Origin of the sequence: Deinococcus roseus, assembly GCF_014646895.1 — a bacterium.
In the GTDB taxonomy this organism is placed as follows: domain Bacteria; phylum Deinococcota; class Deinococci; order Deinococcales; family Deinococcaceae; genus Deinococcus_C; species Deinococcus_C roseus.
Genome location: NZ_BMOD01000017.1, coordinates 66,464 through 79,967 on the forward strand (window position 1 = coordinate 66,464; position 13,504 = coordinate 79,967).

Below are 13,504 nucleotides of genomic sequence, written 5' to 3' on the forward strand. Positions count from 1 at the left end.
AGAAAAAGCTTCATACGGTATTTGATGCCTTTCTGAAGCCATTTCAGAAAGACTTCTGTTGCATCAAAACCCTCTTTTGCCCACTCAAAAACCCTGCCGAAAACCCCTAACCCCCCAATTTTGTCCTCAAATGGCCCCTTTTTGTTTCCATAAACATTGAAACACTCTCTTGACAGCCTCTGAAAAAGTGTGCTTAACTTGACGCAGCACCACCCATCCCATTTCCCTGCACCCATGGCCTGACAGGAATCCCGTTAGAGACGGGATTCTGCAAGCATGTCATGGTCTCAGGACAGGAGACTTATGCCCCGATTGACAGCTTTGAACCAGACCGTTCTTCTTGTGAGCACCACCCTCTTGCTGGGCGCATGCAACCAGCAAGCCCCTGCAGCCAGAACTGCAGTCACAGCCGTCCAGCCGTCCAAACAGGCCGTGGGCACCATCCTGTCCAGAGGCACCTCCTACACCCAGTTGCTGCGTCTGCAGAACCAGAGCAACACCAGCTTCAATGGACGCATTCAGCTGGCTTTTGAAGACCTTGCAGGCACAGGCATTCCCATCTATGAGAGCACCAACGACGGAGCCAGCTGGACCTACATCACCAACGTGCAGGACCAGAACCACCCCGGAGATCCCAGCTGGAAGCTGGAATGGCAACCCCACATTTACGAGTTGCAAAGAACCTCTGGAAACCTCGCCAAAGGCACCCTGCTGCTGGCCGCCAATGCTGTGAAATTCAACGCCAGTGGCGACCCCATCCAGTTCCAGCTGCAGCTTTACACCTCGGTGAACCAGGGCAGAACCTGGCAGTTTCGCAGCCAGTACGCCAACGGGGCCTCCCTTCCCAACGACCCCAACAACACCGGCGTGTGGGAGCCGCACCTCGTGCTGCTCGATGATGGGCGTCTGGTGGTCTTCTATTCCAGCGAGCAGTACAAGGCGCAGGGCTACAACCAGCTGCTCACCCGCAAGATCTCCAACGATGGGGGACTCACCTGGAGTGCAGAAAGCAACGTGGTGGGCATCGGGGGTGGCGCAGAACGACCCGGAATGGTCACGGTGGCCCGCATGGGGAATGGCCAGTACGCCCTGGCTTATGAAGATGTGGGCGGGCCACAATCCGGCAAAGTTTACGTGAAGTTCTCTGCAGACGGCCTCAACTGGGGTTCAGTGACAGACCGGGGCGTGGCCGTGCAAACCGCTGGAGGCACCTACGGACAGGCCACCCCGGTGATCCGCTGGTTCCCGGTGGGCGGCCCCAAAGGCACCCTGATTGTCTCCCAGCAGTACACCGTCAACGGCTCCAGTGGGGAAAGAAAGCTGTACTACAACGAGAATTACGGTCAGGGACCCTGGTGGGAAATGACTGCCCCCGTGCAGACCGATGGGGGCAACGACCACGTGGGCTGGACCTCCGGCATGCTGCTGAAAAACGACGGGCAAACCGTGCTGCACTTCGCCTCCTCTGCCCTGAACGGCAACATCAACGACAACCAGATCCGCTTCAACACCGCCCGCATCTACCCCAAACGCTACCAGGCCGAAAACGCCCAGCTCACCAACGCCGCAAAAGCCGATGAGGTGCTGGCCTGGAACCACTCCAAAGTGGGCATGATTGACTACGCAGACAGCGCAGTGACCTTCACGGTGAACGTGGAAACTGCGGGCACCTACCCCATGACGGTGCGCTTCAACAACACCTGGGGGGCCAGTTCCCACAACGTCTCGGTGAATGGTGCGGGCAGCTTCCCGGTCAATTACAGCAACGGGACCTACAACGACTGGCGGCTGACCACCGTGAACGTGAACCTCAACGCTGGGAGCAACACCATCAAGTTCATGAAAGGGGCCAACTTCACCGAACTGGATTACATCGAAATCCCGGTGCGCCTGAACGACAACCTGACCGGAGGCGGCAAGGACCAGTTCAACTTCCAGGGCACCTGGAGTTATGGCACAGCCTGCTCTGACTGCATGGGCAACGACGACCACTACACCAACACCGCAAATGCCAGCAGCACCGTCGGTTTCAACGGTTCACAGGTGAAGCTCTACGCTGCAAAAGCCCCACATCATGGCATCGCGGGAGTTTCCATCGACAACGGACCTGAAACCATGGTGGATTTCTATGCCTCTGCCAGACAGGGCAAGCAGATCGTGTACACCAGCCCGGTGCTGGCCCAGGGCAACCACACCATCAAAGTGCGGGCCACAGGCACCAGAAACGCCTCCGCCACTGACACATTCATCACTGTGGATGCCGTGGATGTCAGCAATTAAACAGCAATTCTTCAAGGCAGTGCGGGGGGTGACCTTCGCACTGCTGCTCTCCCCTGTTGCCTTTGCAGAAACCCCTGCAAACACTCCTCTGGGCAGTCCAGACCTGGGCAGCCAGATGTACCCCAGACTGATCCGTCTGGCCCACAGTGGCGAGAAAAACGGCACCCTGCTGGCGACCTTTGATTCCTGGGCACCGGACAGCGTGGCCCCGATTTTTCAGAGCACCGACGACGGCCAGACCTGGAACGAACTCAGCCGCTTTTCCCACCGGGATGGCTGCTGCAGCACCCTCTACGAGTTGCCTTCCTCTTTCGGAGACAACCCGGAAGGCACCCTGTTCTGGGCCACCTCCTACCAGAACATCATGGAATCGGGGATCGAGCTGTGGCGCAGCCTGGACCACGGCAAAAGCTGGAATTGCTACAGCATTCCTGTGCGTGGCAACACCGGCCTGTGGGAACCCGAATTCGCCGTGAACAGTGCAGGACAGCTGCAAATGTATTATTCCAGCGAGGAACACAAGGCAGACGGCTTCAACCAGAGCCTGGTGGTGCTGACATCAAAAGATGGCAAGACCTTCTCAGACGAGAAAACCGTGGTGGGCATGCCGGACTTCGTGCAACGCCCCGGAATGCCCATTGTCAGGCAGGGCAGCAGCGGCACCTTCTATCTGGTCTACGAGATTTGCGGCACGGGTTGTGATGTGTACTTCCGCACCTCGAAAGATGGCTCTGATTGGGGGAACCCAGAAGACCCAGGCACCCGCATTGTGTCAGACGGCAAGTTCTTCAGGCATGCACCCAATTTCACCGTTTCCAACACCGAGGCTGGAGACACCCTCTACATGATCGGGCAGACCTACCACAACCCGGACGGAACGCTGGCCAGCAACAACGGTCAGGTGCTTTTGATCGGTGAAAAGGGTGGGACAGGCAACTGGACCGAGCATCCTGCCCCGGTGCAAACCCCTGATCCCAAAGGGGATCTGGAGAACCCCTACGACTTCACCAACTATTCCAGCCCCCTGCTGCTCAGCCAGGACGGCAAAGCCCTGCTGGGACTGGGCATGAAACAACAGGCCATTGGGCTCTACAAGATGTTTTTTGGCCGCACCATGCTTTGAAAATCCAAACAGAACATCCAGAGGGAGAAGCGACCCTTTCCACCCTGGATGTTCTGTGGTCCTGACCTGGATTTCCTGCCAGACCCGTTCCTTTGTCCGCTTTTCCTCTCCCCCTGCAACCTTGAACTGGGCAGATTGCCTGCTTTCACCTGACCGGTCATCTGGTTTTCTGCAATCTGCACTTCAAAAGCGAGGTGCAGACGCAGGGGGCGGATGACCTGCTGGGTCCAGCGCGGGTGTCCTTGCTGTAAGGAAACTGGGGATTCCCTGAAGGCTTTTGGGAATGCTTTGCAAAACAGGTGGGCACCTCTCCACTGGCTTACTGCTGGGCGTTCAGTGGCCCGAGGGTCACCCGGAATCCGATCAGGCTTTGAGCTGCTTACACAGGCAGCATACCAGCACTTTCAGCAAACCCTTCATCTGAGTCAGCCTGCGGAATTTCTCTGACCCGACTTGCTTTTTCCTGCAGGCACAAACTGTGGGCGATCCTCAGCAGGATTTGCCTTGCGTCTTTCCCTTCCAGCTCACCTGCCTGTTGATGCACCTGAACGAAGGTGTCTTCCAGCAAAACATCTGCCTGTTTGCGGTCTTTCACCAGATGCAAAATCAATGCCAGCACCTGACTTGCATGGGCATCGAACAGGGGTTTCAGGACTTCCAGGTTTTTTCGGTTTGTCTGGGATGCTGACATCTTTTGCTCCAGGGACTGCTTTCGAGAGTTGCTGCATTGTTTCATTCTGAACTGAAGCCAGAACCTGTAAGACTTCTGACCAGAATCAAGTTCACACAGCCCCAGAGAAGCCCAATCCCTGAAAAACCCCATGTGACACCCTCACGGGTGCACAACAACCCCTGGATTCATCGTTTTCCTCTTTGTTGGCTGGACTGCAAAAACTTTGCAAGCCAGCAGCCAATCAAAAACCATGAACTTTCTAAAGGCAACTTTCTATCGTCTGGCACCTGTGTCAAATCAGTATTGTTGATTCTGATGCTTTAGAGCACCATTCAAATGAGTTTCTGGTGAGATCCCAAACCCTGCCTTTGAACGTTACAATAAAGACAGGACTGCGATCCGTTGTTTTGACGAGACCAGAACCTCCACCCTTCCATCCCCAGACCCATACATCACAGGCCGGGGATTGCACAACAGGAGAAGCATGAGGTTGTTTCGCATCACAGAAGACGGACAGGTCACTGTCGTTCGCGCCAAAGATCCCATCCAGGCCATTTCCCATTACGCCACAACGCATGGATGGCAGGTGCCAGAAGGCACCGTGCGGGTGCTGAAACCCGGTGTGTGGCAACTTTTTGGGGGCGAAATCGAAGTGCTGGAAGTGCAGGAACAGCCCGTTTCCTGAAACCCGTCACCTGAAACCCATCACTTGAGCTGGTAGTTTTTCTCGCCTTCCGGGAAAGTGTAGCGCAGGCGCATCACCAGATCCTGCGGGTAATTCCCGCATTTGTCTCCGAACAGATTGATGCCCCCCACGTTCTTGGCGTCTGCTTTGACCCCCAGACGCACCTTGATGTGGTTGTTCTGGTCGATGCCCAGATCGCTGAATTTCACGTCTGAGATGCGTGCACCATCCACAAAACTGCCTTCTTCGGTGATCCGGTAGATTTTCAGCAGGCCGTACATGGTCTGGTCTTCAGGCCACCAGGCGGGAGTGAGGTGACCGCGTTCGCCTCCAAAATCTGCTGGACTGGTCCAGGTGCCCACTTCTATGCCGTTGATCCACAGGGTGATGTCTGAAGGCCAGTCCAGGTTGTACTGGGGGGCTTCAGAGCACATCTCTGCCGAGAACTCCAGTTCGGTGGAGGTGGCTCCATAAGGCACGTTGTTGGGGAAGTTGTATTCCACAAAGCCCTGCTTGAACCACAACAGTTGCGCGAACATGTGTTCGGGTTCGTAGAAACTTCTGGGGTTGTCCAGCATGCCGATGAACTTGCTGTCCGAGGCCAGACCGCAGGTGGGTTTCACTTCAAAGTTGTGGTAGTTGCCGATGGGCATGGACACCGTGACCACGTCAGACTGCGAAGCCTCCACAGTGACTCCTGGCAGCCGCAGGGTCACTTCATCGAATTTCTTGGCCACCAGCTTCTGGTGTCCACGGGTGCCGGGCACATATTGGACCGTCAAAAGTCCAGCTTCCTCCAGAATTTTGATGTTGGTGCTGATGGTGCTGATGGGCATTTCCATGGCCTGGGCCAGATCGGAGACATTCATGGGGTTGTGGGAAAGCAGGCTGAGCATGAGAAGTCGGGTCTTGCTGCTGAGGGCCTGCGCCACCGGAATGGTGCTGTCTCCTTCCAGCAGGATCTTGCGGGGGCCAGAAATGGGCATGAAGAACTCCTTTGCTTTGAATCTTACCATGATTGTTGAAACACTGACAGACCCCAGCGATCCATATGGGGTTTATCGCTTTCTGGAAGCAGTTTTTAGAATGTTCGGGAAATGTTGAAGGTTTTCAGGAAATCCAGTTTAAAAACAGACCAAAACAAAAGGGCCGGACACTTCCGACCCCTCGTTCAAGAAACCATCCAGCCAGAATCAGCTTTCTTCGCGCATCTCAGACAGCACCTGATCTGCAGTCTGGGCATGAAACAAACTGCCCCCATGTTTGCGCAGGATGTGCTGGGCACGGGAAACCTGAATGCTGCTGTCTGCAGTGACCATCAGGAGCAAACACCCCGAAGCCAGTTCGCTGGCAAAGTAGGTGGCAGCATCTTCGCTGCACCCGGCTTCTTGCAAAGCAGACCGCAAGCCATGCTCATGTCCCAGCAGGCGCTTGCTGAACTTGTTGGTGACCAGGTACTCCCCAAAGGTGCGCACCTCTCCGGTGGTCACCCCCAGCCAGATGCTCTGGGAGGCGGTGGTGGGTGCAGCCTCCCCCTGAAAACCCAGGGCAGGTTGCTGGTGCACCATGAAAGACAGGGCATGTTCTGTGAAGCCAGCTTGCAACAGTTCCTGAACTGCATGTTCAACAGGACTGCAATCCTGAAAAACGCCAATCACGTTGGTCATGTGGGTGGTCTTCACCATAAACAAACTCCTTTCAATCCAGCACCATCATGCGCTTGCTTTGTGCTGGAGGTTCATTTTGTGAAGGCTCGCTGTGTCTGATCAGCAGCGGCTGGGCTTCTTCCACCAGATACAGAGGAAGCACTTTCCCGAAAGCCTGCACAGTGGCCACAGGCTGAAGGTCGCAGACCCACAGGTTCAGGGCCTGCAATCCCCTGCGGGTGCTGAGGTGCAGGGGAAGTTCTGAAAGGTTGGAATAATGGGGCAACATGTCAACTCCTGTGGGTGGACCCCGGATTTCAGGTCCAGCAAGAGGTGGGATCTGGTCAAAAGGGTCAAATCAGAAAAGACAATCAGGGTGAGAAGCAAAGGTGAAATTCGGAAAGTGGCGGGCAGAACGGATCGGGTTGCAGGCCCAGCACGTCCAACACAGGTGCAAAACAAAGGTGCAAATCAAAACAACCAGAATCCTCCTTCTGTGATCAAGGATAAACAGCGCCACTGAAAAACCCCTGAGGCACGCTGAATCCACTCTGACTCTGCTGAACTGGGCCTGATCTGTGTGGTGCATCCAACAATGCCATCCAGCAACCTGCAACCCTCGGCCATGAACCTGGAGATGAAATTTGAAAGGGGGTCTCGGGTATGCTGCTAGACAGGACATCACCCAGCAAAGGAGCGTTCATGGTCACACCCTACGAACAGCACTTCAAAACCCTCATCCACAAGGTGGAACAGGGCACGGGCAACCTGCTCCGATACCGCTCCTCGCAATACGATGGCAAGGGCGGGATTGGCCAGCAACGCGTTTACAGCGATTCCTTCCTGTTTCCCAGTTTTCGGCCTGTGTTGTTTCTGGATTTTTTCTCTGAAGTGCAGGCCCTGGAAGGCCTGAAATTCTGGGTGTGCCAGCCCCTGGACCCTGAAGAAACCCCTCCTGGGATGCTGCTGAGCCCCATCAGCGATGAAGCACTGCTGTACAACCAGTTTCTTTATGTTCCCCTGCTCAGGCAGGGAAAATTCGACCCGGATGGCTGGATGGATGTGCTGTCTCGAAACATTCCCCAGGACCCCCGCCAGCTGGTCCGACTGGAAAACAACGGGCGCAAGTTGTTCTTCATGAACGAGGAAGCCATGTTCCGCCATCTGGCCATGGAAAAATACGGGACCACCCTGCTGGGCAGCCCCAATTTCACTTCGGCCCTGCAGGTTGCGGCCCGCCAGATGCGCCACGAACTGTTGCAGTAAAACCAGAGCTTCCTGCTGGCAGAGGCCTTTCTCATGCCTCTGCCACAAGCCTCAACACCATCACCCCAGCAGACCTTGCAAGTCTTCTTCAGTGATGCGCAGGCCCTCACCGAGGGTGCCTTCCAGAATTCCGGAAGCCAGGGCGGCCTTGTGCCTCTGCAGCACCAGAATTTTCTCCTCAATGGTTCCGGTGGTGACCAGTTTGTACACAAAAACCGGTTTGTCCTGCCCGATGCGGTAAGCCCGGTCGGTGGCCTGGTTTTCGGCGGCGGGGTTCCACCAGGGGTCGTAATGGATCACCGTGTCTGCTGCTGTGAGGTTCAGACCCACCCCTCCAGCTTTCAGGCTGACCAGAAAGACCTTGACCTCGCCAGACTGGAAACGCTGCACCTGGGCCTGACGGTCCGTGGTGCTTCCCGTCAGCAAGGCGTATTCGATGTTCAAGTCTTTCAGGGCCTCTCCCAGCAAATCCAGCAAAGTGGTGAACTGCGAGAAGATCAACACCGTGCGGCCCTCCTCCAGCATTTCGGGCAGGGTTTCGGTGAGCCACTGCAGCTTGACCGAGGTTTTGATTTTTTTGGCTTCCTCCATGGACAGCAAACGCGGATCACAACAGGCCTGACGGAGCTTCAGCAGGGCGTCCAGCACATGAATCTGGCTGCGGGCCAGCCCCCGGTCCTCGATTTCCTCTTTCAGGCGTTCCTGCATGGCCACCCTGAGGGTTTCGTACACATCGCGTTGCCCACCTTCCAGATCCAGCTGCACAGTGATTTCGGTTTTTTCGGGGAGTTCGGGGGCCACCTGCTGCTTGGTGCGCCTGAGCATCAGGGGTTTGACCATGCGGGCCAGACGCAACTGGCGGCTGCGGTCATTTTCCTGCTCGATGGGTTGCCTGAACATGGTGCGGAAATCCGCCTCTCTGGGAAGGAGTCCGGGCATCAGGAACTGAAAGAGCGACCAGAGTTCTCCCAGGTGGTTCTCCATGGGCGTTCCGGTCAGGCACAACCGGTGCTTGCTGGACAGTTCCTTCAAGGCCTGACTGGACTGGCTGTGGTGGTTCTTGATGTACTGGGCCTCGTCCAGAATCACCATGTGGTACTTGTGGGCAGACAGCACCTCGATGTCCCGTTTTAAGAGGGCGTAACTGGTGAACACCACATCCGCTTCCGGGATCTGGTCAAAGTGTTTGTGGCGGGAAGGACCATGCAGCAAGAGGGTCTTCAGGGAAGGGGTGAATTTTGCAGCCTCGGAAATCCAGTTGGGCATCACCGAAGTGGGGGCCACAATCAGGGCAGGTTTTTTGAGGCGCTTCCCTTCCTTCTCAATCAAGAGGTGCGTGAGGGTCTGCAACGTTTTGCCCAGTCCCATGTCATCTGCCAGGATGCCATTGCAACCCGTCTTGCGCAGCATTTGCAGCCAGCCCACCCCTTCATGCTGGTACCGCCTCAGGGTGGCATTCAGGGAAGCGGGCAATTTGGGGCGTTTGCGGGCATGCATTTTCCCCAGGTTCTGGGCGAGTTCCAGCACCGCCTGCCCGCCCTGCCAGCGGATCTGCGGGTGGTCCTGCAAATCTTCCAGCAAACCTGCTGCCATGCGGGGCAAACGGAAATCCTGCTGTCTGGGAGAGTAAAACTCCATCAGGAGTTTCAGGATGGAACGCAGGCGGTGCATTTCCACCTGCACAAAAGTGTGGTGCCCGACCGCCAGATACTCGATCTGCTCGCCATCCTGCTCCAGCAGCATCTGCAGTTCTTCCTGGTGGTTTTGCATCCAGTTGACCAGCAGTGGCAAGAGGGAGACGTTTTCCCCATCCACCTGCACCCCCAGGTCCAGGGTGAACCAGCCTTCTTCTTCCTGAATGCTGGCGTCCAGGGAAGGTTGCACCACCCGGTAAGGGAAAGAAGCGTCCAGCACCACTTCCCAGCCCTGGTCTTTCAGGTCCGGGAAGACTTTTTTCAGCAGGTGCATCCACAAATGCTCTGGCACAAACTGACCGGGAGGTCCAAAGCGGTATTCCAGGGTGTCCTGGTTTGAATTTTTCAGCAGATGGAAACCCAGAGTGGTCATGGTTTTCATCACCTGCTGCTCGGCTTCGTTGTTGCGGTGCACCACCAGCAGACCCTGCTCAGTGGAGAACCTCAGGGAAGGGAGTGGGCGCTTGCGGCCCTGCACAAAAGGACCGGGCACCCGCTGGTCCAGGTAGGTGAGGGACAGGGAAACCGTGGGCACCGGGGCCTGCAGTCCAGCGATCACCCAGTCCTGGGCAGCCACCCGCAATCTGGGCACCAGCACCCCCTGCTGCTCATCGAAAGGCACCTCAGTGGGAAGCGGCAGGTGCGACCCAGACACATTGCGCAACGCCTGACGGGCCTTGGGCACCTGCTCGGGAGACACTGCGTGCATGGTCATGAAGAAAGTCAACTGGTGCGGCAAGACTTCTGTTTCCACCTGACCCATCTTCAGGGCCATGGTGTCGATGTACCACACAGTGTTCAGCACCATGATGCGGGCAGTGGGCCGGGTGGAGAACACCGGATGCTGCTTCCCGGCCTCATCGGTTTCCCAGCGGGCCTCTCCGATTCTGGGAGCGGCCTCCTGCAGCGGATGGTGCCAGCTTTCATTCAGGTAAAGTCGTTTTTCCGAGAGCAGTTCCTGCAGCAGGTCGTCGGTGAGTTCGGTGTGCCTCAGGCGGTGCTGGGCGCGGCTGTCCGAGACCTTCTGCAGCATGTCCTTTTCCCACACGGTGGGCAGGTAAGGGATCTTGTGGGGCACGTAGACCTTGAGGTCTTTGAGTGCCCCCCGGTTCACTGTGGCCACCAGGGGCACCAGACGCGGGAAAGTGCTTTGAGGGGCAGTCTTTCCCAGTTCCAGCGCAAAAACCAGTTGCTGCCTGCTGACCGGAACCGGAAGCGGCTCGGCAGGACGCTGGGCCTGACCCTGGGTGTGCAGAATGGAAGGTTTTCTGGGGGCTGAGAGGGTCAGGGTGCCCAGTTCCAGCACCTCGGCTTCTGGCTCGGCAGGTTCTGGCACTGGGGTGGGGGCCACCATTTCCTGCACCTCACGCCACAGGGCACCCCAGCTGCCCCGCTTGAGGAACTGCTCCACAGCATCCGGGCAACGCTGGTACAGCATTTGCAGCTTGATGCGGTGGGCTTCGTGCAAAGAGCGGTGCAGCGTCCAGTCTGAGGCAATGCGTTCCAGGTGCCTTTCATCGGCAGGGGTCAGCAAAGAGGCTCTGGGCTGGGCAGGTGCAGGAGGAGGGGTCATCCAGTGCAGCAAGAGGGCCGCCATGTGTTTGCAGGTGCGCTTCTTGCGGTCCCGGCGGCAGGTGCAGCTTGCAGCAAAGGCGTTCTCCTCCACGATGATCTTGACCCTGAACACCTCCACCACATCGCGGACTTTGCCGTCCAGCATGTGCTTCTGGTCAAAATACTGGCAGGAGACCACATCTCCCTGCTGCTGAAGGGCTTCTCCGTCTTGCCAGTCAGGCAGAGCAAAATACGTCTGGAACATCTCCCGACGCAAGGGTTGCCCGCTGGCAGGATTGGGGGGCAGGGTCATCTGGGTGTCCTTTCTGTCAGGTGCAACGTGTGCAGGGACAGGTGCAGGAAGCTGAAAAGCAGATCAATGGGTTCAGTGGGGTGGGGTCTCAAAGGCAATTCCCTGCTGCTGGATTCGGATGGTGCTCTTTGAGCCTGTGCAAGGTGCACCCATCGGGTCAGAATTCATTTGATGCGTTTTACACCACTGTCTGAAAGGTGCGGCCTGTGAAATCGGGGCCAGGACCATTCTGGGCAACGCGGGCCAACTTCAGGAATTCTGTTGGCATCCAGCATGGAATTCAGACAGACTCTACGGTACAGCAAATCCAGCAGGTTTACCAGAGCCAGCTGCCCGATTTAAAGGCAAGCGCAAAGTCCAGCCATGGAGATGTTGTAAAGCGGTCAGCGGTCAGCAATCAGCAAAAGAGGAGATCCAGCTTTGTGCCATTGGGCGAGGCGTGCCGTCTTGTGCTATACGAGGGACCGCTCCGTGGTCCCTCAGCCCGCTCGCCCCTACAGGTGTCTTTGAGATGGTTTCCATTGGGCGTAGCACGCTACGCCCCTACATCTGCCTTCTGCCTTCTGCCTTCTGCCTTCTGCCTTCTGCCTTCTGCCTTCTTCTTGCCCCTTAAAGCGTGCCTCGGTGACGGCACCATCGGCACTGGGGCGCTCGGCTCTCGGCCCTCGGCGTTTTGCCCTGATGTTAAAATACCCTCAATTCAAGATTCCCCTGATTCACAAGGAGGTTTTTCATGACTGAAATTCTGCTGATCACCGGAGGAGGTCGGGGCATCGGAGCAGCCACAGCCCGTCTGGCTGTGGAGCGTGGGTATGGGGTGTGCATCAGTTACCTGAGCAACCACATTGCTGCCCAGACCCTGGTGTCTGAATTGCAAAACCTGGGGGGCACTGCGCTGGCCCTGCAAGCCGATGTGGGCGTGGAATCCGAAGTGGTGCGGCTTTTTGAGCAGCTGGACGCTGAACTGGGACCGCTGACCGCACTGGTCAACAACGCCGGGATTCTGGAACAGCAGATGCGGTTGGACCAGATGGACGCCGCCCGCCTGCACCGGGTCTTCACCACCAACGTGGTGGGGTCTTTCCTGTGTGCCCGTGAGGCCGTGAAACGCATGTCCACAGTGCATGGGGGCAAAGGAGGGGCCATCGTGAACGTGTCCTCCACCGCCTCCAGGCTGGGTGCTCCGGGGGAATACGTGGATTACGCCGCTTCCAAAGGGGCCATTGATGCTTTCACGCTGGGACTGGCAAAAGAAGTCGCCACAGAGGGCATCCGGGTGAATGGGGTGCGCCCCGGGGTGATCTACACCGAAATTCATGCCAGTGGTGGCGAACCGGGGCGGGTGGACCGGGTGAAATCCGGGGTACCGATGCTGCGCGGCGGTGAGCCGGAGGAGGTGGCAAAGGCCATTTTGTGGTTGCTCTCAGCAGAAGCGTCTTACACCACGGGAACCCTGCTGGATGTGAGCGGAGGAAGGTAAAGAGTGGTCAGCTTTCAGCGGTCAGCAAAAGCGCAAAACAGCCTCAAATTCACATCCAGCAGGTCATGGGTTCATCACCCTGTCACCACCAGCGAGGGGTGAGCTGTCGGTACTGCTGGTAAGTGGGGCCATGGAGCCTGCCGAGGTGTTCTTCTTCCAGGCGCACCTGAATTTGCATCAGGAGTTCCCCAAAGATCACGGCAATCAGCACAGGGTAGGTGGGCAGGCAGAGGAAAAAGCCCAGCAAAGCCACCCGCATGCCCAGAAAGATGGGGTTTCTGGAACGGTGGTAGATGCCTTCTGTGACCAGCTCCGTGGAAACCTGGGTGTCAATGCCGATGCGCCAGGATTTGCCCAGATGCACCTGGGCGATGAGCACCAGCATCAGGCTTGAGAGCATCAGCACAACGCCCAGAATGCTCAGGGGCAGGTTCGAGGGGAACAGGCTTGCTGCCGATGCAGAACCTGGGAAAACCAGCAAAACCAGGTTGATCAGGAAGACCAGCAGAATCACGGCTTTGAAGGCACTGCTGACAAATCCGTAGGTGGAGTCGTCTTTTTGCAGCACCAGTGGGTTTTCTCCGTACCTGCGGTGGTTGACGTACACCCGCCACACGAAGGTGCCGAGGAAGAAAAGCATCCAGAAAGTGAACAGAAAAATGTGCATGGGTGGTCCTTTCCAGCCTTTGGAGCAGGCTGTTGATTTGATGGGATGATTATATATGAATATATGTTCATATATCAAGGTGTTTTGATCTTCCAGAACAAAAACCCCACCGGGAGGAGGTGG

General features: G+C 56.9%; 11 protein-coding genes. 5 read left to right on the forward strand and 6 right to left on the reverse strand.

Translation table 11 applies throughout. The features are described from left to right. Positions 1-303 precede the first annotated feature (303 nt). Complete coding sequence (locus tag IEY52_RS18305) at positions 304-2,280, forward strand: CBM35 domain-containing protein (protein WP_189005120.1); 1,977 nt, start codon at positions 304-306, stop codon at positions 2,278-2,280. Then, entirely contained in the window at positions 2,267-3,403 is a 1,137-nt protein-coding gene (locus IEY52_RS18310; protein ID WP_189005121.1) for an exo-alpha-sialidase, read from the forward strand. The genes IEY52_RS18305 and IEY52_RS18310 overlap by 14 nt, the downstream gene beginning before the upstream one ends. Positions 3,404-3,782: 379 nt before the next feature. On the opposite strand, the gene IEY52_RS18315 is transcribed toward IEY52_RS18310, so the two are convergent. Continuing rightward, positions 3,783-4,094: an RNA polymerase sigma factor gene (locus tag IEY52_RS18315; RefSeq protein ID WP_189005122.1), complete on the reverse strand. Its 312-nt coding sequence runs from the start codon at positions 4,092-4,094 to the stop codon at positions 3,783-3,785. A gap of 466 nt (positions 4,095-4,560) precedes the next feature. On the opposite strand from IEY52_RS18315, the gene IEY52_RS18320 reads away from it, so the two are divergent. Next, positions 4,561-4,761 carry a hypothetical protein gene (locus tag IEY52_RS18320; protein ID WP_189005123.1) on the forward strand — a complete coding sequence of 67 codons (201 nt, stop codon included), beginning with the start codon at positions 4,561-4,563 and terminating at the stop codon, positions 4,759-4,761. 20 nt (positions 4,762-4,781) lie between these two features. Here the strand turns inward: IEY52_RS18320 and IEY52_RS18325 are convergent, their stop codons facing one another. The 3 genes from IEY52_RS18325 to IEY52_RS18335 form a co-directional block, all read right to left on the reverse strand. Continuing rightward, positions 4,782-5,747, reverse strand: coding sequence for an ArsR/SmtB family transcription factor (locus IEY52_RS18325; RefSeq protein ID WP_189005124.1), 966 nt, complete (start codon positions 5,745-5,747; stop codon positions 4,782-4,784). Positions 5,748-5,954: 207 nt separating this feature from the next. After that, positions 5,955-6,446, reverse strand: a complete 492-nt coding sequence (locus IEY52_RS18330) for a hypothetical protein (protein WP_189005126.1) — start codon at positions 6,444-6,446, stop codon at positions 5,955-5,957. 13 nt (positions 6,447-6,459) lie between these two features. After that, positions 6,460-6,696 (reverse strand): hypothetical protein, encoded by a 237-nt coding sequence (locus tag IEY52_RS18335; RefSeq protein WP_189005128.1) that lies wholly within the window; start codon positions 6,694-6,696, stop codon positions 6,460-6,462. 413 nt (positions 6,697-7,109) lie between these two features. Here IEY52_RS18335 and IEY52_RS18340 point away from each other — a divergent pair, with 413 nt between their 5' ends. Then, positions 7,110-7,673, forward strand: coding sequence for a hypothetical protein (locus IEY52_RS18340; protein WP_189005129.1), 564 nt, complete (start codon positions 7,110-7,112; stop codon positions 7,671-7,673). Between the two features lie 60 nt (positions 7,674-7,733). Here IEY52_RS18340 and IEY52_RS18345 read toward each other — a convergent pair whose 3' ends face one another. Beyond that, positions 7,734-11,234: a DEAD/DEAH box helicase gene (locus IEY52_RS18345; RefSeq protein ID WP_189005131.1), complete on the reverse strand. Its 3,501-nt coding sequence runs from the start codon at positions 11,232-11,234 to the stop codon at positions 7,734-7,736. A gap of 733 nt (positions 11,235-11,967) precedes the next feature. Here IEY52_RS18345 and IEY52_RS18350 point away from each other — a divergent pair. After that, positions 11,968-12,714: an SDR family oxidoreductase gene (locus IEY52_RS18350; protein ID WP_189005133.1), complete on the forward strand. Its 747-nt coding sequence runs from the start codon at positions 11,968-11,970 to the stop codon at positions 12,712-12,714. 82 nt (positions 12,715-12,796) lie between these two features. Here the strand turns inward: IEY52_RS18350 and IEY52_RS18355 are convergent, their stop codons facing one another. Continuing rightward, a complete protein-coding gene (locus tag IEY52_RS18355; protein ID WP_189005135.1) occupies positions 12,797-13,381 on the reverse strand; it encodes a methyltransferase family protein in 585 nt (194 codons plus the stop codon). Positions 13,382-13,504 lie beyond the last annotated feature (123 nt).

Bases quoted from the DNA above. Each gene is read 5' to 3' on its own strand.
- IEY52_RS18320 (WP_189005123.1), top strand. From the start codon at position 4,561: ATGAGGTTGTTTCGCATCACAGAAGACGGACAGGTCACTGTCGTTCGC.
- IEY52_RS18330 (WP_189005126.1), bottom strand. From the start codon at position 6,446: ATGGTGAAGACCACCCACATGACCAACGTGATTGGCGTTTTTCAGGAT.
- IEY52_RS18310 (WP_189005121.1), top strand. From the start codon at position 2,267: ATGTCAGCAATTAAACAGCAATTCTTCAAGGCAGTGCGGGGGGTGACC.
- IEY52_RS18305 (WP_189005120.1), top strand. From the start codon at position 304: ATGCCCCGATTGACAGCTTTGAACCAGACCGTTCTTCTTGTGAGCACC.
- IEY52_RS18355 (WP_189005135.1), bottom strand. From the start codon at position 13,381: ATGCACATTTTTCTGTTCACTTTCTGGATGCTTTTCTTCCTCGGCACC.
- IEY52_RS18340 (WP_189005129.1), top strand. From the start codon at position 7,110: ATGGTCACACCCTACGAACAGCACTTCAAAACCCTCATCCACAAGGTG.
- IEY52_RS18315 (WP_189005122.1), bottom strand. From the start codon at position 4,094: ATGTCAGCATCCCAGACAAACCGAAAAAACCTGGAAGTCCTGAAACCC.
- IEY52_RS18345 (WP_189005131.1), bottom strand. From the start codon at position 11,234: ATGACCCTGCCCCCCAATCCTGCCAGCGGGCAACCCTTGCGTCGGGAG.
- IEY52_RS18325 (WP_189005124.1), bottom strand. From the start codon at position 5,747: ATGCCCATTTCTGGCCCCCGCAAGATCCTGCTGGAAGGAGACAGCACC.
- IEY52_RS18350 (WP_189005133.1), top strand. From the start codon at position 11,968: ATGACTGAAATTCTGCTGATCACCGGAGGAGGTCGGGGCATCGGAGCA.
- IEY52_RS18335 (WP_189005128.1), bottom strand. From the start codon at position 6,696: ATGTTGCCCCATTATTCCAACCTTTCAGAACTTCCCCTGCACCTCAGC.